Here is a 25,048-nt window from a genome sequence, read left to right as displayed (position 1 = left end):
CTTCCTTTCCACCTGACGTTAATAAATATTGCTCTCGCCGCCTTTAACAATGCCTATGGATTCCCTCTGGGAGTACCTTGTAGTCCGAAAGGTATAAAATATGACCGAGTCCTCGCTGGTATTAATAATACGCTTCAATTCCATCTTCAATTTTTTATAATTGGCTTCGGAAATCTCACCCTCCAGGACGGAGTTCTGTACCCAATAAAGGTATTTCCTGCTTATCTTTAAAACTTTGGCAACTCTTTTCTCATTAACGTCATAAACTTCAATCACAAACATCTTTACCACCTGGCAAGGAAAGGTTCATATTCTTTTTCGCCTATCAGGTGCTTTTCCAGCTTGTAGAGTTCCATTCTGATCAGGCGCCGGTAAGAAACATGGCGTCCCAGTTCCCGGTGCTTAAAGGTTGTGGCAATTTTATCTTCAAATTCTTTAATAAAAAGCGCCCGCCCGCTTTCGTTCAGGATTATGCCCCCCAGCTTTTTTTGGAAATGATTCTTTTTGATCATGCGTTTCCCTGTCAGGTTGAATATCAAACGGTCAACGATGATGGGTTTAAATATTTCGGCAACATCCAGGTTTAAGGAAAACCGTCGAAAGTTGGACGTGTGCAGGAACCCTATCCTGGGATCCAGGTGGGTGCGGTAAATTTCGCTCAAAGTCGTAGTATAAAGCAATGTGTTGCCAAAACTGATGAGGGCGTTTAATTGGTTCTGGGGCGGCCTCCTGCTCCTTTCATTAAAAACGAAATCGGGATCACCGATGATAACATCGAAGGCGCCGTAGTACTTTTCCCGGATATTCCCCTCAATGGCCATCAGCTCCTCAATGCTATTCACCTTATCAACGGCAGGAGCGAGCTGGTCGATATATTCTAAAGTCTCACTTAAGTTTTTGCCACGGTTCTTGTAATATACGAGTACTTGCCTGATATTCTTTACAGCGCCGGTAACAAATGCCCGGGCGATTTTGATTCGCTGTTCAGGGGCCAGGTAATGCTCGGCCTGCTTGACAATCATATAACCAGAATTATAGTGCTCCCGCGGGTAATAACTGCCAACATAATAGTTATAGTGATTGTAAAAATGGAGAATTATTTCTTTCTCGGTCAGGAATTCCAGCAGGCGTTTATTAATGTTTAACTCACCAAAAACATGCAGCTCGCTTACATCCTCGACGGGGATAAATTTTTTCCCGTCCTCCATAATTAAACAGAGGGTGTTGCTTTCTCTTTTTAGCTCGCCGTCATTGAGAATATAAATGGATTTCTTCATGCTTTCACCCTTTTTAAGCCCAGCAGTATTCGGCGTAGGCGCAGGGCCGGCACCACTTTGTCTTTACCGGGGGCGGTGGCAGGGGCAAACCTGCTACCGCGCGCACGCCTTCTATAGCCCTTTCTACTTCTTCTATACCCGCAGCATCGAGGGTTACTTCTTCTTTTTCCTTTTCCAGGGGAAATAGTAAAACACCGTTTAAATTAAGGCCATAGTTCTTTTTGAGGATATAGAGATAATATTTCAGCTGCAGGCGGGCGCTTTCTCTGGCATGGCTGGATTTTTTAATTTCGCCGATTACCACTTCGCCCCGCGGGCCTCGTACCAGGTCAATCTTAATATGGCCGACCTGGACTTCGTGCCGGTCACGGCTATAGGCTTTTTCATGCAGGAAACGGCCCAGGACAACATTATCGTCATTTTCATCCGGCGTCATCTGGCGGGCCATCAACCAGGCCTGGCGGGGGCAAATGGTGTAATACCAGATGAGGGTACCGTTCACCGGCGGGAGACTTTCCTTAATCATGATCATCCTCCTCTATTAGAGCGGCAATCTTGACCGGGACAAACCCTGTTTCCCGCCGGTAAATACGGCCTATTCCTTCCCCCTGCACCAGCCACAGGTATGGGAAAAGCTCCCTGATACACGGTTCCTCCCGGCCGTAAATCATGCCCCCTTCCCGCTGGTACCATTCCTCAAGGTACTTTTTGGGAACGGATATTGCGTGCCTGGTAATTTCCCTGAAGGCCCTTCGTCTTTTTTCGACTGCCTTCAGGTTATTTTTATCTTCCGACCCGAGCGGGCTGCAAATGACGGTCAATAAATCCTGCAGCCTTTCGCCTTCCCCCTCTGCCTCGTCATCAACCACCAGCATCACTTCATCAGGCCGCTTTTCGACATACAGGTCGATATACTCACCCCATCTACCCTCACGGATGTTGCGCCAGAGGTCTGATTCTTTCACGGCCGCTTGTACGGCGCTAAAATAATCTTTAATTATCTCCCCGCAGTCCCTTTCATCAAAATGTTCCCTTAGAACATTGCGCGTTTGGTTTATGAGGGTCGAGTCATAAATGTAAGAAGCATAGCTCCTGCCGTTTTCATCTACCAGTTCCGCAATATAAACCTGCCCCCGTTGCCGCCCGGCATTGCGATTGCAGCGACCGGCTACCTGGACGATGCTGTCCATAGGTCCCAAGTCCCGGAAGACCATGGCAAAATCCAGGTCAATACCCGCCTCTATCACCTGCGTGGCGATGAGGCAGCGCGGTTCCCCCTTCTGCTCTTTCTCTTTTAAAACCCGGAATATTTCCTCCCGGTGAACAGGAGTCAACCAGGCCGAAAGAAAGAAAGGCTCTGCCCCCCTTTTCTTCATGGCCAAGTACATACGCAGGGCGGCTTCGCGGGTATTTAATACGATAAGACAATCGCTGGTCAAGGCCCCCCTGCCTACCAGAAAATCTGCCGCTTCTTCGAGGGACATCCGGCTTTTCTGCCAGTGAAATTCGTGCCTCACAGTGGGAAAGACCACCGGCCTGGGGACGAGCTCTTGTCCCGTAGCCAGCCCGGGCTGGGTGGCGGTCATGAGAATAAAGGTGGTCCCCAGCCGCTCTGATAACAGGGTCAACATCTTACCAAAGCCCTGCCAGCAGGTGGCCGGGATAGACTGGGGTTCATCCAGGATGACAATGGCCCGGCTCAGGCGGTGAAAGGACATGGTGTCGTTGGCTCGCGGCGAAAAAAGGACTTCCCATAGTTTGGCCAGGGTGGTCACTATAACCGGCTCCTGCCAGTAACGGTAAAAAGCCAGAAACCGCCTGTTAGGATCCTGGTCCTCCGCCCCTTCATCGGCCATTTGGTTTGTATAACTAAGATGGTGGTCCTCCATGACGGCGGCGAAGAGTTCCCGCGCCACGGCGGCGTTCTGTTCCACCAGGCTTACAAAAGGCAACACATAAATAATGCTTGCTGCCTTCAAGTTCCCGGCAACCTCCATGGCTGCCTGGAGACCGGTAAGGGTTTTGCCGGCCCCGGTGGGCAGGGTGAGGGTATATACCCCCGGCTCTTTAATTATATTTAAGGCGTTGGCCACTACTTCTTCCATCACCCGGCTGCGCCATTGGGCCAGCTTCCTGCCTCTCAGGGAGGATATATATTTGTCTAACTTTGCTTTGTCTATTGCCAGCACCACATTCGCCACATCACCACCCACCGCCTCCAGGCGGTCAGCTGCCACCAGCAGGGAGTAGAGCAACCTTAGCTTGAGCCAGTCCGCTGCCATTTCCTCTTCTATGCCGTCAGGGTGATAAAGCTCCACCCCGCTAAAGATCAGGTCCTCCCACTGCTCCTCTTCTGGCAGCAGGTCAAGCCACCTGGAAATTCCACCCCCCATTTCCCTTTCTATCCGGGCAGCTCCCGGCCACCAGGGCAGCCTTTTAACCGTATCTTTCCATTTGTTGTAATTGTAGTTGCCCCAGAACCGCTTTATATCAGTCAAATTTTCCAGGGCCGTATGGTGCCGCCGCACGGCTTCGGCACAAATAAGACTCCCTGTCCGGGCAAAAATAAGTGCGGCCGAGGGTTCGGCGTGGCCGAATCTAATGTGTTCCCCGGCCAGGCGTCGTTGAAAGAGGGGGTGGGCCTTGGCCAGGTCATGCAGGAGAAAGGCCTCCTGTTCTTCCCGGCCAAGGGCAATACCGACATAATCCGCCATTTTATACGCAATGGCGGCTGTGCGCAAAAGGTGATCCTCCAGTTTCTTACCTTTGTGGCTGTAAATTTCACCAGGTTCCAAACCAGGCCACCCTCTCCTCCCCTACCTGGGAAACCAGCAATTTTCCTTTTTCTTTTAGCCACAGGCGCCCTTTGTTTTTAAAATCCAGGTAAACCACATTTACAGTCTCTTTGAGCCGGCGTTCCTCATCCAGGCGATAGGGCACCAGCTCGCGGTGGACGGCCCCGCTGCGCAGGACATCCACCTGCACCCCCTCATAGAGAGGTACGACTGTATTCACCCAGGTATTTTCAGCGGTAACTTCTGTCTCGGCAAATTCGCCACCATAAACGACATCTGCCAGGGCCCAGGCCACACCCAGGTAGGGAGTGTAAACAAACTCTCCCCTTTCCAGGCGTCTTTTCAGCTCAGGGTAGACGGCGCCGCCCCGCAGGTAAATGCGATAAGACGGCTTCTTCAGGAGCTGGTGCTTGGCCTGGATGTGCTCGCCCATATTGCCATTAGATGTCTTGAATTTAATCATATTAACAGCCGTCGTCATCCAGGAAGGCGCTTTTTTAAAGCCCAGGGCCACCTGCGTTCCGGACAGGTGACGCCAGAAACCCGCCCGCCAGGAACCCCGGGCAGCGCCATGGTCAAAGCCGGCAATGGCTCCGATGAGGCCGGCCACTGCCGTCGGGGGTGGAAAAGGGAAGGAAACAAGCGAAGTTGTAGTGTACGGCTTCCTGAACATGGCCATATCGGCATAAACGTCGAATACCAGGACCACCCCGATCACCTCAACTCGATATTACTAAAACCTAAAGCCTCGAGCCCATCCTCTCCTTTCAGCCTCAGCTCGCGGTCTTTAATAATCCGTACGGTTTCAATATCACCCTTCTTCTCGGCCATAGCATTAACCAGGGGTGTGACGTCAACTATAACCTCATCCAGGCGCCGCAGGGCCTTTTGCCGGTCGTGGGTGAGCTCCTGCCCGTCCACCGGGCATAGAAGCAGCTTTTCATCCAGGGCGCCAATTTTGCCGTCAAAGCCGGTGCGGTATTTTATCTCCAGGTAGAAGCGCGCTTTATGCTCATTTTTACTCCTGGTGATGAGGTTGTCGGTGCCCTGCCACAGGGCTTCGGCCAGGGCCTCCAGATCGGCATCATCCGCGCCGGTAACGCGCGCGGCGTGCTGGTTGGCTATGCCGTAAACGGCGATCAGGGCAAAGGGTACTTTATACTCATTGCGGAAAGAGCGCTGCTCCTTCTTTTGGTCGCCCCGGCCCTCGGTGGCAAAGGCCGAGGTGCCCTGGATGAACTCAAAGGTAGCGGCGTGGAGGGAACGACCCCATTTAAACTGCACCGGTCCGGTCCAGGAGAAGGATTCGTTGCCCAGGGCAAAAGTCACGCCGAACAACCTGGTATCCAGGCACTCCCGCATGACTTCTTCCCCGCTTTTTTTGCCCGTCTCGCCCTTTAACTCCTCGAATCTGGCCTTCAAAGTCTTGGGTTCGCCGTCTACAAAAACTCTTTTGCCTTGCCGGACCCACTCATCCCGCACCGTGCGTTTAATGCGGACATCGGAGACCAGCACCTGCTCCGTATCCTCGTCATAGCGGGGGTGGTTTTCATTCAGGGGATCGCCGTTGGGGTTGGCGTCCTTAACCGTGTAGAGGAAAAGTATCTCGCGCCGGTTGGTAAAAGACATGGCTCATTTACCTCCTATAAAAATTTTATTCCGTTGTTTCCCCGTCTTTTTTGCCAAAAATCTTCCAGAAATAGCTGGAAGCATTGGCAAATCCGGTGGTGAAGGCGAAATTGCCGTCCACGCCCAGTTCCTGGTTCTCCCCTTTGAGGATTAGCCCGTTAGCTTCGGCTGCCAGGGCCGCTATCAGGCCGCTGTATTTCATAGTCTCCCTGTAGGCGGCTAAAAGCTGGGGCACCCGCGCCAGGAGTTTTTTCAACGCCTTCATGTTCAGGCGGCCAAACTCCAGCTGCTTGAAAAGGGGAGCGCTGGCGATATCCTTTTCCCCTTCCACCTGACAGCGGGCCATATAGCCCAGCACCACCCCGGCCAGGAAAACACCCCTCCCCACGGGTGTCTGCATGTAAGGATCCTTAAACTCATCCAGAAAGTCAAGCTTCATTATCTTCCCCCCTGTCGTTTACCCTGATCATGAATTCCGCCCAGGCATGGGCAAAAAGGATACTCTCTTTCACGCTGGACCAGCTATCGCTTTCGAAAATCAGCTTGCCCGTCCTGGCGTTGATTATCTTTTTGTATGCGGCCACAGGCAGCTTCTCGCCCTGCAGCATTCTGCTGATGACCTTGAGGGCGAAATCGCGGAAGACCTGCCGGTCGGCCTCGCTTTTGCCGGCAAAGCGACTCAAGGTTACATAAAGGGACCTGATGGCTGAATCCAGAGAACGAAGGTCGTTATCCCAGTCGAAGAGACTCCGGACGGTTTCGCTCCACCGTGCTTCCAGGAAGGCCAGGCGCTCCGGCGGCACGTCTTCCACCATTAAATGCACCAGTTCCTGGGCGTTATTGCGTTCCCAGCAGACGAAATGAAAGGCCAGGCCGGTATCGCCCTGGCGGGCCAGTTGGGTAAAAAACCTCTCCTCCCTCTTTTCCCCCGGGCTCTGCAGGCGGTCGTCTTCCAGATTTGCCTCGATGTCTTTGAGGAAGGTGGTAAAAATAGGGGTCCTGGCTTCGCCCACCGCCTCCGGTATGGCCCACAGCCGCATTCCCGGTAGGATAGAGGCGTTGGCCAGCTTCCTTTCCGTATGTTCCCTGCCGCCGGACATTTTTTCTAGGCAGGATTGACAAATAGGAAAAGTAGCCTCCGCTCGTTCTTTTTCCAGGCCGGGCGCGAAGTTAACCTTATCATCGGTAGAAAACTTGAAGACTTTTTTTAACCCGGTTAAATTGCCGCTCGCTTTCCCGCAAATGGCGCATACTAACCCTTCTCCTTTATTACGCCCCCTGCCCTGCAAGGATTCGCCCAGCTTGCGGCGGAAATAAGCCACAAAGGCCGGTATCTCCCCCGGGTAGAGAAACTTTCCGCCTTTCGCCGCGCCAAAGATTACAATATGGGACTGTTTGGGATCCAGGTCATCCAGCACCTCTTCGATTTTTTTCTCCAGGCCGGCCATGATCCTGTCTGCCGACCCGGTGGTTAGAGTACCTGTAGCCTCGTATTCCAGGAGCAGCTTGTTCCGGATCTTGAAAAAGTGGCTGTCCTTGTCCCGGCGCCAGTCGCCCTTCTTGCCCAGTAAATATTCCCGATTTTTGTCCCTGCCTGCTTTGGGTTTGCCCAGCTTATGGATAGGCGTAAAGCCCCAGGTGGAAGCCGACCCCACCCGGTCGCGGTACAAATACTTCAGCTTCATTTCTGGCTCGTGCTGGAAGTGGGCCACGTCGACCCGGGCCACGCCCCGTACATCCAGGACCTCAGCCTCCGGGTCGGGCACGTCCAGGTAGACCCTGATCACCCGGCCCTCTTTCTCAAGAGGAAATTTCAGGTAGGGCTCCAGGCCTTCCCCTCCCCCCAGGTCCCCCAGGGCCCATATTGCTTGGAGAAATCCCAAAGTCTTCTCACCTCCATATTTGATTCTATAAAGAGGCGAAATAACCATAACCTACCGCTGTTTTGGCTCCAATACCATATTCGCTAAGGGCATAGCGAAGCCATTTGGAAGCGGTGCTTAAAAAATCATGTCCGGCAAACTGCCCCCCGGCGATGGCCCGGTTGGCTGCCGGGTTTATGCCTAAGTAAAAGATCATCTCTGTCCCTTCTACCGTCAGGAAAAAAACCGGTACCGGATTATAATAATCGCCGGGTGGAATCCTTCCATTTGTGTCCTGGTAGTACTTGGCATAATGGGAATTAATAATGTCAGGCACTATTTTGGGTGCCGCAGCCGGGTAGGCATCGAAGAAGTGTACCAGGCCTTTATGACTTTTGGACGTACCGTAATTGGTCCACCCAAAAATCGCCCGAAAACCCTCGTCAGCGATAGCCGCCTGCTCATCTCCCGCAAAAACTTCGCTGATTATTGTGTTGCGCACCAGGCCCTTTATAGCGCTGCCTGGAATAAAGGGAAAACCGTAGACAGGATGAAGGGTCAGGGCTGTTTCGTAAACCGATTCCTGGCCTAGGCCTATAACGAACCGCCACTGGGGGGTAAGGTCGAGCCGTGCCAGGAGCAGGCCCAGCCCTTTGAGGGTTTTATCCCGCCTCGCATTTAGGGCCGGAAAATCTATTGAGGAAAAATCAGTTTCAACAAGCAAAGTGCCGGCCTTCTCCTTCTTATCTACCTTAAAAAACTTAAAACTTTTATCTTCGATGTCATATTTGGCTGCTTTATTGAGGAGAAGGCCAAAATTGTCGATCCTGGCAGGTAAATACTGCCGTGTATCTTCTGGTAAAAAAAACCTCAAATTACCTCCTGGTGATTTACCTTTGGTATCAGTATCCCCCTGCCGGTGGAAGTCAGAATATTGCTTGCGTCGGTCCTGCTCTGGCCTGCCACTGGTAGAATTATCCCTTTGCTGCTTAACGGGACGGCGTGGCAGCTCCCGCCCGGCCACAAGGATCTTTATTATCTGCCCCTTTTCCCTTTCCACCTCGCAGTCAGACCCATTGTAGCTGTCATCTGTTAATTCATAGAAGGACGGTAGGGGCATTTTTTTAGCGCCCAACCAAACTGTACCCGTATACCTGCCACTTTTTGCTTTCTGGATAACCAGTTTGCCCTTTTCAATCATCGGCAACACCTTCAATCAGACCTTCAGCAAAGCGACTTATCCATTTAAAGAGGGCCAGAACTTCTCCTGTTATTATACGGTAAGAAAAGGAATCAAGGGAAATTATTGCATCAACTAATTCTTTACCTCGCGCCACCAGACCCCTTTCCACCAGCCATTGGGTCAACTGGTCATAAATAAGCTTATAGGCATATTCTTTCTTATTGGGATCATCCTTTTTTTTGGCGGCAATAAACGCCACGGTTGCCCCCAGGCCATTGGTTTTGATCAAGGCAGGTATTTTTTTGGTATAGGATTTATATTCTTTACTGGCTTGAAGTTCTTTCCCCTGCCTGGCGCAGTCATAAGCATAACGTGCCCGGCCCTGTTCTAATCCTGCAATCACCTTTTTAATCCTCCTCCAGGACCTTTAACCTTACTATTCCTTTACCAATGGTGGCATTGCCACCCAGTTGTAGGAATTCCGGCAGGCCTTTTTGCCAAAATGTGAGAACGGCCCTTTCTTCACCACTGGCAAAAATGCCTTTATTTGCGTTAAAAACCGGCGAGGCTAAGACCAGGGAATAAAGGATGCTTTCCTGTGGTAAATACTCTTCCGTAAACAGAGCCCCCTCCTGCACCGTGCCTGTTTTCGGATCGATCTTGGTCCTGGTGATTACTTCCGTGGACAGGTTGACAAAATCGCGGAAGTCATCATCAGCCAAAACTACCAGGTCTTTCTGCATCTTTGCGCACCAGTATTCATATTCTGATCCTGGAAACAACGTACCGGCCAGCCATTTTGCCAAGTAGGTACAGGTCGCATCTTCTTTAACTACCAAGGTATATTCTTCCAAAATCAAATGTTCACTGTCGACCATCAATCCGCAGCCGCGGGGCACTGTATTAGCCGGCGGTACTTGCAGTTCATTCTTTATCCCGGCTATTCTTAACTCGTGGAAAAACCTGGATATTATTGCCGGGCAAGTCACCCACCCAAATACCCCGCGCATTGAGCGCACTGGAAACAACAGGAGCCTGGCATCGGTAAAACCAAGGGCGCCTGCATAGAGTTCTCCTTCCTCAGGTCCAAAGGCAAGGTTGATAGCTTCCTTCAGCTTGCTCTTTTCTTTAAGGGCAGGAAATTCTTGCACCAGGGGTTCCGGCAGCGAACCATTTGGTGTTTCGCTGAGTCCCTCGAAAGCTTCCCTCAGGCAGCCCTTCAAGCCAGAAGCTTCTATCTTGGGTATCCCGGTATGCTTTTCACGCTGGATGGGCAGATCGATTGCTCCCAGGTCACTGCCACAACCGGCATGGAGGGGTGTTTCTACAATGAGGAAAAAAGGACGCGCCGCTTTAAACATTCTTCAACCCCCTACTGGCTTTTTAAAATTTATTACCCAAGGGCTTTCTCAAAGTAATAACAATAAATTCCGGTTCTGTAAGCATTTTCATCCGTCGTTTGAATTCTTTAATATACTCACCATGATCAAAATCGCCCCTGACATAATCAAAAAGGCGCAGGCTCAGACCATAAGATTTAATAATGGGGGTATAGACAAGCCTGATCTGGCTCTTCTTGGTTGACTTGAAAATGTATTTGTCCCTGTCGGGGTTCTCGCCATGGCGGAGATCATTCTTTTCAGACAGCGAGTTTATGTATATTTGGAGTTCCTCTGTGGTCCGGAGCTTATTCTCTTTGATTAAGCTATCCAGCCGGCCATAGAGTTCCTGCAGGGCCTCGTTGATTTCCCGTTTATTGCCGCTGCTGTCTTTGCTATAACTGAACCCCTTCAAGACCTCTACGACGAAATAGTTATGATATTTGTGCCAAAACATCCGGCCAATGGCATTCAATTCTGCGCATTCGCCTTCTTCCCAGATACAGGCCTGGAAATCTTCCTCTACAGGATGTTTTAATTTATATCGGCTCCAGTCGTAAATTCCCCCGGCCAGGTCTTCAATGATATGGCTGTACTTCTCAAAAATACCCCAGTTGATGTCCAAGGGTGCCTGGGGCAACCTGATAAGCTCATCGGTATCTTCGAATATGTAGTAGAGTGGAATATTGTTAAGCTGTCCCATAATGGTAATATAAGGAATGATGGCCTTGTAACCGCCGGTAAAATTGATAGCCATTTCTTCGCTCATACATGCCAGTTTTTCTATCCTGGCAATAAGGTTTACCAGACCTTCCTTTTCAAAACGCCTTCTATCCCATACCTGTAGGCCTTTGATAACATCTTTTTCCGGCTCAAAAAATATTTTCATTTCGTCCTTGAGGACCTGTTCAAGGACTTCGGCCACCAGGCGGGAGAGGATGGTATCCGTGGCCAGCAGCCGCACCTCTATTTCTTTAGTAATATGATGGCGAATGCTAAAGAGGCTTTTAATCTCAGCGCAGGTCTCTTTCTTCGCCTGGGCCCAGTTCAACAGGGCTCTTTTAATTTTGTTTATCCGCCGCTCGTTGTTATCCCAGTTTGACGCCGGTTCTTCCTTTAAATAAAGATAATCCATATCGATACCGGGGTGATTCTCGCGGTAATTTTCCAGCAAGGAGGTGCCCACAGTGGTAATAACCAGCATCTCAGGTTTCTCCTTTCTCTATAATACTTTGATTTTTGGGATCGAGATAGCCCATGTAAGCGAGCCCAAAACCCTCCTTTTCCCTATACTCGCTTATTGAATGGCCATGGAAAACACTAACAGCATCGTCCATCGTACCATGCAGTATTTCAAAATAATAGACACTGCCGGCCGGTACGGCCTTGCGCATGGGTTTGGGCTGCTTTCGTTTTATATCAAAGCCGCCTATAGAAAGTGGTTTGCCCACAGCCGCCGTAAGTAGCTTTAGTTTTAAACCCTGATAATTACCTACGCCCTCTGGATTTATCCATCCGGGACGCCACCCTCCTTTAAAAAAGGCAGGAGTAGCCAGGTAAAGCTTGAAATACCTGCCCCCTGCAGGAGCTGGCAGTTCCTCTGTTGCTCCTGCCACATGAGTGTAAACGGCTGCCCTGCCTTCCCCACCCAGGCGCAGGAAGCCCTCCTCCGGCAATTTCAGGCCCTGATAATCAACGGCCAGACTCATATCTTTTAACCGTAACATCTCTACCCGGTACAGACGGTGTTCTTCTGCCGCCCTGGTGCCGGCATCCCGACCAATCCCGACTTTGAGCTCCCGGCTCAAATGGAAATTCATATCCAGGCCGAAAAATGTTGCTCTTTTGCCTTCCAGGTAATTCCTAAGGCTTTCGTGATCTATGAGATAGCCTACCGGACCTTCTACCTCCTCCTGACTCGTTAACAACCATGTAAAAGGATAGTTAGTCACCAGGTTCCCCAGCGAGCTCATGGTTAGCAGGTGAAAACGATGGGGTTCTCGCCGGTTGTGCTTCAGCCTGACGCAATCCAGGGGCATGGGATAATATGGGTTGCCTTCTCCTCCAGAACCTATACGCCAGTAAAAAGCTGTTATTTGTAAACCGGACGTAGGATCGGCCTCAGTTTCGGCCAAAGCAAGTTCTTTCGGATGCCAGGAGAAATAAAGACTGCGTAAAGCACCATAAATCACCCCGGGAGAAGGAGGAAAAATACTTACTGCCCAATTATCATCACCCATGGTAAAAGGCCGGCCGTCGCGGAAAAAAAGGGTATCAAGGGGGTCAATCTTTAACTTCACTGATTACCTGCACCTCCCGGGATAGAAAAGCTGCTATATCTAAAAAAGAAAGGAAATTAACCAGGCCACATTGTAAATACAGGGTAAACAACTTCTCCCGCAGCTCACTCACAATTTTATCTGCCTCAGTAGGGTCTTGCAGCTGGCAGGAGCGCTGCAAGAGGCGCTTGATTTCGGCGGCTACCATCTCTTCTTCTGACGCTTTTAATGCTATATTCCCGCTCTTCTTCGCCAGGCTCTTATCAGCAGGGGGGATTAAGGAGCAGAATTCCCGGGATAGATTCCTGATAAAAGTATCGGAAAACTGGCCAGTACTCAAGAGAACAACCAGGCGGTGCAGCAAAGAAAGTGGTTCCAAATTATCATACTTCCATCTGAAAACAGTCTGGCAGATTTCTCCTGAATGTTTTAATACACCTATAGCGAGGGCGTCCTTACCGTCAACCCCCTTGGCCATTTCTTCCATTTTACGGGCAAATTTTATTACTTCTGCCAGAGGTGCTTTATAGTGAGCAATACAGACTCCTCCTGAAGTCGAAGAGGTTTTCTCCTGAGACATATTAGCGATTTTCTCCAACGGCGGGAATTTATCCCGCAAATCTTTTAAAACCGATAGAAGATGGTTTAAGTTAATTAAACCCAGGACATCATCGCCGCCGCAATAAACGCGCTTACCTCGAGGTAGTTGTAAAATTGCGTCAACATCCCTGGCATAGGCACCCAGGTGCCGGGTAAGGTTGCGCTGGAAATCTGGCAGTTGCCCCTGGTCAGCCAGGTTTTTACCGGCTACCCATTCGCCCATATTATCGCCATCCATAACCAGGAGAGCGTAGTATTTTGTAAACTTTATTCTTCGCTTTTTGGCTTCGTTATACAGTTCCTTGAGAAGCGCATCTGCCTGTTGTAATTTTTCTAGGGGCAAGCCTTCTAGTGCAAAACGTCTTGGGGTTAAATTCTCCTGGTAAAAGAACTGATCGTCAAATTCGCCTGCAAAAATTTTTTTATAGCTTTCAACCATATCCGCTGGCAATAAGGGGAGAGTTGCCGCTAGAGCTATACTGGCCGTCGAAGGAAAGTCAGAATCAAATTTTCCACCCAAACAATGGCAAAAATACCTGGCGGCTGCCCGTTTCATAAAGCCGATCCCGCTTAAAGCTTCTCCAGGGGCCAGGTATTTCTTGGGCACGCTTTCAGGCACCCTGAACGCCTGCTCCAGATAGGCCTTTTTCCCGCCCCGGTAGAAAAGGGCGTTATGCTGGCCGGTAATGCTGCACTTCCGGCCCCGTTCTCCCCCGGAGGAAAAGATGCGGGTATTTTTTATCGCTCCTAAGACAGCTTCCATCTGCCGGTAACGCTCAGCATAACGGGAAGGTTCGCAATTCCCTCCTACCCAGTAGATCTCCAAGAAATCCTGCAGCTGTTCCTCCAGGGAAGAAGTTACTGGTAAACCGAGAGACCGAACCACTTGCCGCCCGATCTGAACAAACTCATCCCTTACCTTACTCTCTAACTGACGACCTATCTCTTGCAGCTCTTCCTTTTCTCCTACGGGAAGTAGAGCCACAAGACGGTTCGGTAAAGATCCATTATGTAAATCTGGATAGATTATCTCCGCATCATAATTTTCCTGAATCGTCCGAGCGGCTGTACCACAGAGATGGGACAGGATATAACTGCCGGCGTACAGGTCCTGGGTCTTACGCGCCTGAGCAATAAAAGATTGGACAGGTCCGATAGTAAAAATAAGTAAGGAATTCAATTTATCACCTCCAGGTACCGCCCTAGTGCCTTATTCATTTCCTGGCACGCAATGGAAAAGACCGCATCCTCTTTTCCCAGATTAAGGTTCCCTGGTATTTCTCCTGCCAGGCCTGTACAGTACCGCGACGGTAGGTAAAGAATATAACCTGTATATCTTCCCTGCCACTCATGGACGCGCAGAAAATAAGGTTTGGCGCGCCTGGCCAGCCGGGATTGCTGCTTCTGGTTAACAATCAGCGGGGCACCGATATACTGGCGCCGCTTATAAGAATGAGGGGGCTCCAGGGAGAGACGGGCATGGCGATAGGCATGGCCCAGTTCTGCCAGGCAGGCATCCCAGGTGCTGTGATCCTGCCGTGTTCTAAAAAGCCTGGCTCCCTGGGAGAAGGCGCTGAATTCAGGAATCTCTGTATACTGCTTGAAACCTGCCAGGCTACTTGCCCCGGGAAGAGAGGTTAAGTCAATCTTCTCTCCGGCCGGAAGGTGACCTTTAACATTTTTAACTTTAAAGCTGCCAAAACCATTGCGCGCTTTCGCTCCTAGTGATCCGAACCAGCAAAAATACTGCAAAGCCAGGAAGAATTCCAGGAGATCAACTTCATTAACTGTCTTTACGATTAGATTGAAACTGTAACCGGGTTTAATATAGGCGCGGTAGAATTCATTCCTTCTCTGCACCCGGTTATAGATGTAGGTTCCGTAGGCCAGGTACTCCAGGATATTCAGTTCATGTCCTTTCACCTGATATGTATGGCGGGGAAAGGGTTCCTTCGTAATGTAAGGAATTAAATCCTCCCCCTCAATCCTCAGGGTGACTCTGCTTTTCTGTCCCAGTTCACCTGCCGAACCAAATATACTGCCTTCTTTTGCTTTTAACAGGGGGTCAAAGCCGTGGAGGGCCCGCCACCAGAAGCGCAGGACTCCTTTAATTGATGGAGCCCTTAACTCTGGCTCCCTGGCATCCGCCCCACCCAAGAACATTGGCGTTAAAACCTCGCAAGTAAGAATTATGGCTTGCATCATCTCCCTCCTCATCGCCGCCCGCGCGCTCGCTCGCGCACGGCCTGCAAGTTGATAATTTCCGCCACTTCAAAGCGCCAAGGGAGATTCTCATCTGCCGGTCGCAGGCGCAACATAGCCGGGAAATACCCTATACGCCCGTGCAGATGGGCCACCAGTACCGCAGCGCAGTAATTAAGGGAAGGGAGATTGAACAAGAAAGAGCCCGTCTGCCACTCCCAGGAGCTAAATCCGAGGCCGTCAACCAGGGCCTCAATCTGGGGCTCTAGGGTGCAGCGAGGGTCGATATGGCAGGCTACCTCGATTACTTCCTCCACTCCACCACCGCTGAGCTTGGCTATTTCCCCCAGGTTGGCCGGGGTCAAGGGGTGAGCAAAATTGATAATCTTCACGTTGAGTCATCCCTTCCTGGATGATGAAAATAGGAAGCAAATTCAGCGATTAGCACGCTGCGATCGACGATACCAGGCGGGTAGCCCAGCCATTCCCGTAACTTTTCATAAACTCCGCGCAGCTGGTTGGCCACGGTTTGTTCTTTTTTATAAAGCCTGGCTGCTATAGACTTATTGTCCAGACCATAACAGGCGAGTTTAACTACTTCCCGTTCGGCCGGCGTTAGCCAGTGCCGGATGAACTCGCTCTTGCGCCTTTCCTGGTCGTCACAGCTTAACCTTTCGTACCAGGCTACTACTTCCGCGGGATCTTCCAGCCCGGCCACCATGCGCATCAGCGTACCTGCTTCCCGCCAGCGCAAAACCGGCACCGGTACCAGCCAGGCTTTTTCCTCTGCAAGAAGGTGCAGGCAGCGCCGGTCGCCGGGCTGCCACCCCTCGGTGACCAGGTGCCAGACACAGTCCTCGGGCCCAAACAGGAGCTGGGCCACGACCATGGCCATAATAGCCATGACCTTGCGCCCGCCGGAAACGCACAGGTGAACAATAAAATCCTGTTGCCTGGCGCGGCGCACCTCACCATACAGGGTGCGCAGCAGAGCGCGCAGGTCGGCATCGTTACAAAAATCTTGTATTTTCCCTCGCCCTGAGGCTACTGGAACCGGGCGAAAACTGATACCCTGGTAGCAGGGACCCGCAAACTCGCCGGCAACTATCTCCAGGGCCTGGCGTACCGCTGGGTTCTCTGTATAGATTACGGCGACCTCGCTGATAGACCGACCGTCGGCAAGCAGGCGGTCAAGGGTAATGGTCACTACTTGAGGCTCCACCCCCAGGGTGGCAATCAAAATTTCGGGATGCTGCCGGTTTTTCTTGGTGTGTTCCATTTTATCATGCCTTTAAGCTCCAGGATGGCCAAGACGATTGAGTACCAATTTTTTTAGTAGGAAATTACTACTGTATAACAGTGGTAAGGCAGTAATTCGACACCAAGGGAAAAAATTCCTGCTCCAGCGCCAGCAGAATTAAAGTTTGTTATGTATTGCTGCAAAGGTTATCTACCACCACCTAAATTCTTCCGTACGCCAGGATTGAAAAACTCGGTCAGTAATGGCTATACTAAAGTTAGATTGGTGACTACCGAAAAGGCCTGCTGGAAAGTCATAATGAGAGGAGGCGACTACAATGGGTATTTACCAGGAAGAAATGATAATCCCCGTTAAGAACAGCTATACTTACGAGGACTACGCCAGGCTGCCGGAAGGAACTCCCTTTCAACTAATCGGAGGTAAACTCATTATGACGCCTGCACCCGGTACCTATCACCAGATCATACTAATGCGTCTGATTGAAAAGCTGTTGTTTTTCCTTGCGGGAAAGGATTTGGGGATACTTTTTACCGCACCTGTAGACGTATTTTTAGAGGAAAAAGAAACCTACCAGCCGGATATTATCTTTATCGCGAAGGATAGAATGCATATAATCGAAACAACAAAAATAAAAGGGGCTCCCGACCTGGTAATAGAGATTCTTTCTCCCTCTACCGGCTATTATGACTTAAAGAAAAAAGCCCGTGTTTACGCGCGGTGCGGTGTAAAAGAATACTGGATTGTAGATCCCGAAGATAAAAGCATTGAGGTTTTTCAGCAAAAGGAGGGAAATTTCGTCCTTGTCCATCATGTCGAAGAAACGGGCCAGGCTAAATCCATCTTACTGAAAGGATTTGCAGTAGAAGTAAAAGAAATTTTCGCTCCACTTCAGTAATCCATTTGCTCTAAAGTGGCTGGCTTGCTTCGTTTCTGACTTCTGTTCTACCCACTTGCGGTGCTTTAACATGGCTTCAAGCAAATGACGCCAGAAAATGATTTCTCAAGATCACGCCAGCGAAACATCGGCTGCCAGCACGCCAACGATCCTGCCGCTGCCGTCCCGTATAGGCAAAGACAGGGTGCGACAGGGTTGCCGGGTAATGGCCGACACATACACCGTTGATATATACTCTTCCCCGGCCATGGCCCTCTGCCACCAGGGACGGATCCGGGCGTTGGCCAGGGCGGCTGGCGGCTGCGAGAAAATAAAGGTACCGTCGCTGCGGTTGGAGTAAACCGCTTCCACATCCGGTCTCTTAGCCAGCCATTCCCGAAGAACCACACCGTGACTGCCAGGGTCTAAAATCTGGATTTCCGGCCGGCAGGACAGTTCTCGTAAAGCGGCCATCACCGGCTCCATTCTTGCCTCTTCCTGTGTTCCTGGCCTAAATCGGAAATGGTTCCCGCAACCTTCTGGAGCTGGTGAAAGGCAGAAACAGCTTCCCTGGCGTTCCGGCTGGCCAGCGACATCTGCTCCACGGCGGAAAAAACCTGACTTGCCGTTGCCTGGTAATCCAGAGTCAATGCGCGTAGCCTGTCCTCTAGGTTCTTTACCTGCTGTAGCGCGCTTTGTAATGCCGGGAATTCACCTTCCAGTTTCCTGCCGCCGCCTGGCTTTTCAATAGTACAGACCAGCTTCTCCGAAAGACCACCCAACTCCTGCCGGGTACGCAATAAAACTATCGCCACTGCCGCCAGGGCCGCCATAAGTGCACTTGCCGTCACGGCCAGGGGATGCGGCCACCACCAGCCCCCAAGAACCCCTACCATAGTTCCACCAAGCACTGCCACAATCGCCCATAATCTACTCGCAGCCCGAAGACAACCATTCATAGACTGCACTCCCTTTCTAAGATCATAAAGCCCCCTTCCCGCCCGGGGTGAGCGGAAAGGGGGGGGGGGCACCATTACCCTTGTTCCTATGAGCTCTATATTGGCTATTCTAGCATAGATTTTCGACGGGTTTCAAGGGTCTTTAAAAAACTGTGTCACTGGACGGTGATATTTGATACTAAGTGAAACCCAAGTTTTTATCACCGGAGCTAGCTGAAGAGGTGGCAAGAATTATTCGCCATATCTGGCTTTACTCCTCCAGGTAAAAAAATTATGTCAAACATATGTACCCGACAATTTATGTCGGTACAAGAAATTATAATTTATCCTGTCACGATGCAGGTTTTGGTAAATACCTGTCGAACATCCTTTTAAGTTATATTTTGACAAAAAAGGATGATAGAAAGGAATGGTTGAGTTTCTAGCCCACAGCGCAAATGCAGAAGGGCAAAGGCAATTATTATATGAGCATCTCCTGGCCGTCGCCAACCTGGCACGGGATTTTGCTGCCAGGCTGGGAGCGCCGCATCTGGGTTACTATGCCGGTCTTTGGCACGACTTGGGAAAATTCCATCCGGAGTTCCAGGCTTACCTGCAAGGCGAAGGCGGCCGCCGCGGCCCCAACCATTCCAGCGCCGGTGCCATGTTGGCCTCAAAATATTTTGAACCCCTGGCCTTTGTTATCGCCGGCCATCACGGCGGCCTGCCCGCCCGGGCAGAATTAAAGACTCGCTTAAATGATAAGGTACAGCTGGAACGTTATAACACCGCCCTGCAAAACGCCCGCCGGGTTATCCCCTCTTTAGAACCGAAACAACCCCTGGATATGGAATTGCCGCCCTTTTTGCAGGGAGGAGCAGGTGCGGATGTAGTTAGCCGGGTCGAACTATTCCTGCGCCTTCTCTTCAGTTCCCTGGTCGATGCCGATTTCCTTGACACCGAAAGGCATTTTGATCCTTCCCTGACAAAATTGCGACAAAAGGGAGCCTCCATTGCTAATTTATGGTCTTTATTAGCAGCGAACCAGCAAAGGCTAATGGATAAAAGCGGCGGCCATGTCAACCAGATCCGCCGGGAAATCTACGAGCACTGTTGCCGGGCTGCCGAACTAACGCCAGGTTTCTTTTCTTTGACCGTACCCACCGGCGGCGGCAAGACCCGTTCCGGGATGGCCTTCGCCCTGCTCCACGCCCTGCGTTATCAGAAGGAGAGAATCATTGTCGCCATACCCTACACCAGCATTATCGAGCAGACGGCCGACGTTTACCGCGATATCTTTGGTAACGCCAATGTCCTGGAGCATCACAGCGCCGTTGCCCCGCCGCTAGATCCCGAAAACCCTACCCCCGAGGAACTGTGGGCCCACCTGGCCAGCGAGAACTGGGATGCCAACCTCATCGTTACAACCACGGTACAGCTATTTGAGAGTTTATTCGCCGACCGCAGCAGCAGTTGCCGCAAACTCCACAACCTCGCCAACAGCGTCATCATCCTGGATGAGGTCCAGACCCTGCCGGTACATCTTTTAGAACCCATCCTTGATGTCCTGCAGCAGCTGGTCCACTTTTATGAAGTAACAGTCATCCTGTGCTCGGCCACCCAGCCGGCCCTGGAGACCAGCCCCTTTTTCCGGGGACTGCAGGGCGTAAGGGAAATAATTCCTGATCCGCAAAAATATTTTTCATTGTTAAAAAGGGTTGGTTACCAGATTCCCGCCGCCAATGAAAAATGGAACTGGGAACAGGTGGCCGAAGCAATGCGCCAGTCCCCCCAGGCCTTGGCTGTCGTTAACACCAAGCAGGACGCCCTGGCTCTCCTGGAGGCCCTGGGCGACTCTGAAGCTTTACATCTCTCCACCCTCCTTTGCGGGGCTCACCGACGCAAAGTCCTGCAAGAGGTGCGCCGACGCCTGAAAAACGGCCGGCCTTGCCGTCTGGTCGCCACCCAGGTAGTCGAAGCGGGGGTTGATCTGGATTTCCCCCTCGTCCTGCGGGCTGTGGGTCCCCTGGACAGGATTGTCCAGGCCGCCGGGCGGTGCAACCGGGAAGGAAAGCTTCAGGTAGGTCGGGTGATAATTTTCAATCCTGAAGAGGGCCGTTTGCCCCCGGGCAGCTATAAGACCGGGACCGAAATCGCCGCTACGCTGCTTGCCAGTGCGACAGGGGTTGACCTGCACGACCCCGGCCTGTACCGGATCTATTTCCAGCGTCTCTACCAGTCCTGCACCCTGGACGCCAAAGGGATCCAGGCCAGCCGCCGCAACCTGAATTATCCCGAAGTGGCGCAAAAATTCCAGATGATCGAGCAAAGGGTGGTTCCGGTAATTGTCAACTATCATGAAAGTGCTGACGACCGGAAGGTGGAAGAACTAATCAGCGCCCTCCGCCACCGGGGTGTAAGCCGTCAAATCATGCGACAGTTACAGCCTTACCTGGTAAACATCAACACTTATAAGATTACTTCTCTCCAAAGAGAAGGGTTGATCCACGAAATATCTCCCGGCCTGTATGAATGGCTGGGGGGTTACGACGAAATTCGTGGCCTGGTGATGACAGCCCGCGACCCGGAGGAGCTGGTATTTTAGCGAGCTTTAGCTCTCAAAAGGTTTTATTAATTTCTTAGAAGGGATGGTGTAAGGAAAAGTATGAACTCTTCAGCTGGCGCCGGATCGTTTGATCAGGCGAGGGTCGAAGGATGGCTGGCAGTTAAAGTCTGGGGTGACCTGGCCTGTTTTACCCGGCCGGAAATGAAGGTGGAACGGGTTTCTTATCCCGTTATGACGCCATCGGCAGCCCGGGGAATACTAGAGGCCATCTTCTGGAAGCCGGAGTTTCGCTGGCGAGTGCGGCAGATTGAAGTATTGAAGCCCATCCGGTATTTCTCCATCTTACGCAATGAAGTAAACGATAAAATGGTCGTTTCCACCGCCCGCAGCTGGGTCAAGAACGGCGGCGGTTATTATGCTGACCAACCCCAGCACCGTGCCCAGCGCCATACCCTGGCCCTGCGGGAAGTAGCCTATATCATCCGTGCCGAACAGGTCCTGGCCCCCCACGCCCTGGATTTTCACCCGGCAAAATACCGGGACCAATTCCGGCGGCGGGTGGAACGCGGCCAGTGCTACCACCGGCCTTACCTGGGCTGCCGGGAATTCTCCGCCTTTTTCGGGCCGGTCGGTCCTGCCGATCAACCCATCAGGCACAGTGAGTATCTCGGCCGGATGCTGCTGGACCTGCAGTATAACGCTGATGGCAGCGGCGAGGGCAGGCCCGTATTCTTCAGCGCCCGCCTGGAAAACGGCATCCTCCGGGTACCGCAAGACCTTTATAAAGAAATCGGGAGGTGAACCCATTACATGCTCTTAGAAAGCCTGCGGGAGTATTCCACCCGCTTGGACCTGCCCCCGGTCATGTATGTTAAAACCCCCATCCGCTGGTTTATCGATCTGGACAGCCAGGGTAACTTGCTGGGTTTTGTTTCAGCTACGGGGCCTGAAACCCGGGGCAAGGACCGCGGCAAAATAATGTATGCCCCGAATATAGTCCGTTCCTCAGGAGTTAAACCAAAGCTGCTGGCCGATAAAGGCGACTATGTCCTGGGCCTGTCCGATGAAAAGTCAAAACCGGAAAGGGTAAAAGAATGTCACCGGGCCTTTATCGACCTGGTACGCCAGTGCGCCATTTCTACAGGTAATAAATCCGTTCAGGCGGTCCTGCGCTTCCTGGAAAACTGGGACCCTGAAGGGGCTAGACTCCCCGAGGATTTTAACCCCGGCGATAATCTAACCTTCCGGGTCGATGGCCGCCTGCCGATAGAAGATCCGGATGTACAAAGCTTCTGGGCCGATTATACCAATCCCCAGGAGGGAGAAGCTACCACCTGCCTGCTCTGCGGCCAGCTTAAAACTCCGGCCGAGCGCCACCCGGTGAAAATCAAAGGCATCCCCGGGGGGCAGACATCAGGTATGGCCCTGGTGTCGGCCAACGCTGCCGCTTTTGAATCTTATGGCTTGCAGGCTTCCCTTATTGCCCCTATCTGCTACGACTGCGCCGAGCGTTACGGCAAGGCGGCCAATGCTTTAATTGAAGATGATGCCACCCACCTGCGCCTGGGCTCCTGTATCTACCTCTTCTGGACCCGTGAGCCCAGCAATTTTTCCATCGCCAGTCTCCTTTCCGATCCCCGGCCGGAGGACGTTAAGGCCCTCCTTGCCGCAGTGTATACCGGCCGCCAGGCGGACCTTGAAGACGACAACCTATTTTATGCCACGGCCCTGAGCAGCAGTGGCGGCCGGGTGGCAGTGCGCGACTGGCTGGAAACTACCCTGGGGGATGTCAAGCGCAACCTGGGCCGCTACTTCGCCTTACAGCGGCTGGTCGATGCCGGCGGCCGGGAAGGACCGCCCCTGGGGTTATTCTCCCTAGCCCTGAGCACCGTCCGGGAACCCAAGGACCTGCCGCCAGCTACTCCCCGGGCCCTCCTGCGCTTCGCCCTCAAGGGCGGTGCCCTACCGCACTGGCTTCTCTATGAAGCCATAAAGCGGTCCCGGGCGGAAAAGGAGCGGGAAAAAATAACCCGGTCCCGGGCGGCTTTAATCAAACTGGTTCTCCTCTCTCAAAAACCAAATCTAGCGGAGGGATCTGCCTTGGAAAAGTTGGACACGTCCAACCGAAACCCTGCTTACCTTTGCGGCCGTCTCCTGGCCGTCCTGGAAGGCATCCAGTGGTCTGCCCTTCCAGGGGTAAAAGCGACCATCGTCGACCGTTTCTATGGGACTGCTTCCACGGCGCCGGCCGCGGTCTTCAGCAGGCTGCTCCGCGGCAGCCAGAGCCACTTAGGCAAGCTGCGCAAGGAAAGGCCCGGCCTTTACTATCACTGGCAGCAGGCCCTGGAATCTATTCTAGGAAACCTGTCGTCCTTCCCTCCTGTTTTAACCCTGGAAGAGCAGGGTTATTTTGCCCTGGGTTATTACCACCAGCGGGCAGCTAACAGGGAAGGCACAAATTCTAAGGAAGACGGGGAGGAAACCCGGCCATAGCTCATTAAAATCTAAATGACTATCAATACAGGAGGAGATTTAAAATGACCGTTTATACCAATCCCGAAGTACGCCATGATTTTGTCCTCTTATTCGATGTCCGGGACGGCAATCCCAACGGCGATCCCGATGCCGGCAACCTCCCGCGCCTTGACCCCGAGACTATGCAGGGGCTGGTAACCGACGTCTGCCTCAAACGAAAAATCCGTGACTGGGTGGACATGACCCGCGGCAGCGAAGCTAATATGAAGATTTACGTCCAGCACCACGGCATTTTAAACGCCCAGCACCAGCGGGCCTACGACGCCATCGGGGAAAAATCCACTGGTAGCAAACAAAATCGGGAGATCGTCGACAAAGCCAGGCAGTGGATGTGCCGGAACTTCTATGATATCCGCATGTTCGGTGCCGTGATGACCACCGGGGTCAACTGCGGCCAGGTCCGGGGGCCAATGCAGCTAACTTTTGCCCGGTCAATCGACCCCATCGTTCCCCTGGACATCTCGATTACCCGCGTCGCCATCACCAGGGTTGAGGATGCCACCACTGGCGAACAGGGCGAGGGAGGCAAGGTCACCGAAATGGGCCGTAAAGCCCTGGTACCCTATGGCTTGTACCTGGGCTATGGATTTTTTAATCCTTATTTTGCCGCCGATACCGGCGTCAGTGCCGCCGACCTGGAGGTCTTCTGGGAGGCCCTGCAGCGGATGTGGGATGTGGATCGTTCCGCCAGCCGCGGGATGATGGCCTGTCGGGGACTTTATATCTTCAGCCATGCATCCCCCCTCGGCAACGCTCCGGCGGACAACCTCTTTAAACTCATTACCGTAAAGCGCCGGGATGGAGTAAAAGCAGCGCGCTCTTTTGCCGACTACCAGGTGACAATCAACGAAGAAGACTTGCCGCCCGGGGTGATCCTGACACGATTAGTGGGATAAGATTATTTGACCCATGTTACGCCCGGCTCCAATGCCGGTGAGGATTGGAACAAAAAAGGTGGCATATATGGAAAGCACCATTCTTCCCGGTTGGGACGACAGGAATATCGTCATGGTCTCGGCCCTGGAGCACTATGCCTACTGTCCGCGGCAGTGTGCCCTGATTCATGTAGAACAAACCTTTACAGAAAATATGTATACCCTGAAAGGACGTTTCGTTCATAATCTAGTAGACGTTGAAGGTATGGAGATGGAGGGTGGGGTGCGCATTGAACGCGCCCTGCCCATCTGGTCCCTGCGCCTGGGCCTCATCGGCAAGGCCGACGTGGTTGAATTTTACGGCAATGTTCCCTATCCCGTTGAATATAAACATGGCCCCAGGCGCAAACACCGGCATGATGATTTGCAGGTCTGTGCCCAGGCCATGTGCCTGGAAGAAATGACCGGCAGGCAGGTCCCCAGGGGAGCTATTTACCATCATTCATCCCACCGGCGAAGGGAGGTTACTTTTGATAGCCATTTAAGGGAACAGGTGGAAGCGGCAATTATCCAGATCCGCATGATGCAGCGTAGCAGTATCCTCCCCCCACCTGCCGCCGATGAGCGTTGCCGGGAATGTTCTTTACAGGACTCCTGCCTGCCGGAGATAAAGGAGAAAGGGCGGCTGCGCATGCTCCTACGTGAATTATTTAAACCTGAAGGTGATACTTGAAACGTACAACATCGACCATTTGTTAATCCCCAACAACCCAAAATTGTGCAAGGATTGAAG

General features: G+C 52.0%; 25 protein-coding genes. 6 read left to right on the top strand and 19 right to left on the bottom strand.

What is annotated here, in order from left to right; all coding sequences use genetic code 11:
- Positions 1-18 precede the first annotated feature (18 nt).
- Genes cas2 through MCACP_RS02485 form a run of 17 tightly spaced genes read right to left on the bottom strand, consistent with a single transcriptional unit; the run spans position 19 to position 16,485 of the window.
- On the bottom strand, positions 19-282 hold the full coding sequence (gene cas2, locus MCACP_RS02565; RefSeq protein WP_106004573.1) for a CRISPR-associated endonuclease Cas2: 264 nt from the start codon (positions 280-282) through the stop codon (positions 19-21).
- A gap of 2 nt (positions 283-284) precedes the next feature.
- Positions 285-1,277: a type I-B CRISPR-associated endonuclease Cas1b gene (gene cas1b, locus MCACP_RS02560; RefSeq protein ID WP_406677841.1), complete on the bottom strand. Its 993-nt coding sequence runs from the start codon at positions 1,275-1,277 to the stop codon at positions 285-287.
- A gap of 13 nt (positions 1,278-1,290) precedes the next feature.
- The gene (cas4, locus tag MCACP_RS02555; protein ID WP_406677840.1) at positions 1,291-1,803 is read right to left on the bottom strand and encodes a CRISPR-associated protein Cas4; all 513 of its coding nucleotides are present in this window, start codon (positions 1,801-1,803) and stop codon (positions 1,291-1,293) included.
- Positions 1,796-4,072: a CRISPR-associated helicase Cas3' gene (cas3, locus tag MCACP_RS02550; protein WP_406677839.1), complete on the bottom strand. Its 2,277-nt coding sequence runs from the start codon at positions 4,070-4,072 to the stop codon at positions 1,796-1,798. The genes cas4 (MCACP_RS02555) and cas3 (MCACP_RS02550) overlap by 8 nt, the downstream gene beginning before the upstream one ends.
- A complete protein-coding gene (gene cas5b, locus MCACP_RS02545) occupies positions 4,059-4,790 on the bottom strand; it encodes a type I-B CRISPR-associated protein Cas5b (protein WP_406677838.1) in 732 nt (243 codons plus the stop codon). The genes cas3 (MCACP_RS02550) and cas5b overlap by 14 nt, the downstream gene beginning before the upstream one ends.
- Positions 4,787-5,701, bottom strand: a complete 915-nt coding sequence (gene cas7b, locus MCACP_RS02540; protein WP_406677837.1) for a type I-B CRISPR-associated protein Cas7/Csh2 — start codon at positions 5,699-5,701, stop codon at positions 4,787-4,789. Before cas7b ends, cas5b begins: the two co-directional genes overlap by 4 nt.
- Positions 5,702-5,726: 25 nt before the next feature.
- Positions 5,727-6,140: a TM1802 family CRISPR-associated protein gene (locus MCACP_RS02535; RefSeq protein ID WP_106004579.1), complete on the bottom strand. Its 414-nt coding sequence runs from the start codon at positions 6,138-6,140 to the stop codon at positions 5,727-5,729.
- Entirely contained in the window at positions 6,130-7,584 is a 1,455-nt protein-coding gene (locus tag MCACP_RS02530; protein WP_406677836.1) for a TM1802 family CRISPR-associated protein, read from the bottom strand. The genes MCACP_RS02535 and MCACP_RS02530 overlap by 11 nt, the downstream gene beginning before the upstream one ends.
- A 25-nt stretch (positions 7,585-7,609) precedes the next feature.
- On the bottom strand, positions 7,610-8,764 hold the full coding sequence (gene cmr6, locus MCACP_RS02525; RefSeq protein WP_406677835.1) for a type III-B CRISPR module RAMP protein Cmr6: 1,155 nt from the start codon (positions 8,762-8,764) through the stop codon (positions 7,610-7,612).
- Positions 8,757-9,149: a type III-B CRISPR module-associated protein Cmr5 gene (cmr5, locus tag MCACP_RS02520; RefSeq protein ID WP_406677834.1), complete on the bottom strand. Its 393-nt coding sequence runs from the start codon at positions 9,147-9,149 to the stop codon at positions 8,757-8,759. The genes cmr6 and cmr5 overlap by 8 nt, the downstream gene beginning before the upstream one ends.
- Before the next feature lie 4 nt (positions 9,150-9,153).
- Complete coding sequence (gene cmr4, locus MCACP_RS02515; RefSeq protein ID WP_406677832.1) at positions 9,154-10,107, bottom strand: type III-B CRISPR module RAMP protein Cmr4; 954 nt, start codon at positions 10,105-10,107, stop codon at positions 9,154-9,156.
- Positions 10,108-10,129: 22 nt separating this feature from the next.
- Entirely contained in the window at positions 10,130-11,329 is a 1,200-nt protein-coding gene (locus tag MCACP_RS02510; protein ID WP_406677831.1) for a putative CRISPR-associated protein, read from the bottom strand.
- Between the two features lies 1 nt (position 11,330).
- Positions 11,331-12,425 carry a type III-B CRISPR module-associated protein Cmr3 gene (gene cmr3 / locus MCACP_RS02505; protein ID WP_406677830.1) on the bottom strand — a complete coding sequence of 365 codons (1,095 nt, stop codon included), beginning with the start codon at positions 12,423-12,425 and terminating at the stop codon, positions 11,331-11,333.
- Entirely contained in the window at positions 12,409-14,184 is a 1,776-nt protein-coding gene (cas10, locus tag MCACP_RS02500) for a type III-B CRISPR-associated protein Cas10/Cmr2 (RefSeq protein WP_406677828.1), read from the bottom strand. The genes cmr3 and cas10 overlap by 17 nt, the downstream gene beginning before the upstream one ends.
- Positions 14,181-15,209: a type III-B CRISPR module RAMP protein Cmr1 gene (gene cmr1 / locus MCACP_RS02495; protein WP_406677827.1), complete on the bottom strand. Its 1,029-nt coding sequence runs from the start codon at positions 15,207-15,209 to the stop codon at positions 14,181-14,183. Before cmr1 ends, cas10 begins: the two co-directional genes overlap by 4 nt.
- Positions 15,210-15,217: 8 nt before the next feature.
- Positions 15,218-15,598: a CRISPR-associated protein Csx15 gene (csx15, locus tag MCACP_RS02490; RefSeq protein ID WP_406677826.1), complete on the bottom strand. Its 381-nt coding sequence runs from the start codon at positions 15,596-15,598 to the stop codon at positions 15,218-15,220.
- Positions 15,595-16,485, bottom strand: a complete 891-nt coding sequence (locus tag MCACP_RS02485) for a CRISPR-associated protein Csx14 (RefSeq protein ID WP_406677825.1) — start codon at positions 16,483-16,485, stop codon at positions 15,595-15,597. Before MCACP_RS02485 ends, csx15 begins: the two co-directional genes overlap by 4 nt.
- Before the next feature lie 298 nt (positions 16,486-16,783).
- On the opposite strand from MCACP_RS02485, the gene MCACP_RS02480 reads away from it, so the two are divergent.
- Positions 16,784-17,362 carry a Uma2 family endonuclease gene (locus tag MCACP_RS02480; RefSeq protein ID WP_406677824.1) on the top strand — a complete coding sequence of 193 codons (579 nt, stop codon included), beginning with the start codon at positions 16,784-16,786 and terminating at the stop codon, positions 17,360-17,362.
- Positions 17,363-17,473: 111 nt separating this feature from the next.
- Here the strand turns inward: MCACP_RS02480 and MCACP_RS02475 are convergent, their stop codons facing one another.
- Positions 17,474-17,827: a PDC sensor domain-containing protein gene (locus MCACP_RS02475; protein WP_406677823.1), complete on the bottom strand. Its 354-nt coding sequence runs from the start codon at positions 17,825-17,827 to the stop codon at positions 17,474-17,476.
- Positions 17,815-18,252 carry a hypothetical protein gene (locus MCACP_RS02470; protein ID WP_406677822.1) on the bottom strand — a complete coding sequence of 146 codons (438 nt, stop codon included), beginning with the start codon at positions 18,250-18,252 and terminating at the stop codon, positions 17,815-17,817. Before MCACP_RS02470 ends, MCACP_RS02475 begins: the two co-directional genes overlap by 13 nt.
- Before the next feature lie 457 nt (positions 18,253-18,709).
- Here MCACP_RS02470 and cas3 (MCACP_RS02465) point away from each other — a divergent pair, with 457 nt between their 5' ends.
- The 5 genes from cas3 (MCACP_RS02465) (at position 18,710) to cas4 (MCACP_RS02445) (ending at position 24,988) form a co-directional block, all read left to right on the top strand.
- The gene (gene cas3, locus MCACP_RS02465; RefSeq protein ID WP_406677821.1) at positions 18,710-20,884 is read left to right on the top strand and encodes a CRISPR-associated helicase Cas3'; all 2,175 of its coding nucleotides are present in this window, start codon (positions 18,710-18,712) and stop codon (positions 20,882-20,884) included.
- Positions 20,885-20,944: 60 nt separating this feature from the next.
- Positions 20,945-21,646, top strand: a complete 702-nt coding sequence (gene cas5c, locus MCACP_RS02460) for a type I-C CRISPR-associated protein Cas5c (protein ID WP_406677820.1) — start codon at positions 20,945-20,947, stop codon at positions 21,644-21,646.
- A gap of 9 nt (positions 21,647-21,655) precedes the next feature.
- Positions 21,656-23,338, top strand: coding sequence for a type I-C CRISPR-associated protein Cas8c/Csd1 (gene cas8c / locus MCACP_RS02455; protein WP_406677819.1), 1,683 nt, complete (start codon positions 21,656-21,658; stop codon positions 23,336-23,338).
- 44 nt (positions 23,339-23,382) lie between these two features.
- The gene (gene cas7c / locus MCACP_RS02450; RefSeq protein WP_406677818.1) at positions 23,383-24,276 is read left to right on the top strand and encodes a type I-C CRISPR-associated protein Cas7/Csd2; all 894 of its coding nucleotides are present in this window, start codon (positions 23,383-23,385) and stop codon (positions 24,274-24,276) included.
- A gap of 67 nt (positions 24,277-24,343) precedes the next feature.
- Entirely contained in the window at positions 24,344-24,988 is a 645-nt protein-coding gene (cas4, locus tag MCACP_RS02445; RefSeq protein WP_406678660.1) for a CRISPR-associated protein Cas4, read from the top strand.
- The last annotated feature ends 60 nt before the right edge of the window (positions 24,989-25,048 follow it).

The sequence above is a fragment of the Neomoorella carbonis genome, from assembly GCF_045278715.1.
Classification (GTDB): domain Bacteria; phylum Bacillota; class DSM-521; order Neomoorellales; family Neomoorellaceae; genus Neomoorella; species Neomoorella carbonis.
The sequence above is the reverse complement of the archived record's forward strand: the minus strand, read 5'-3'. Positions and strand labels throughout refer to the sequence as shown.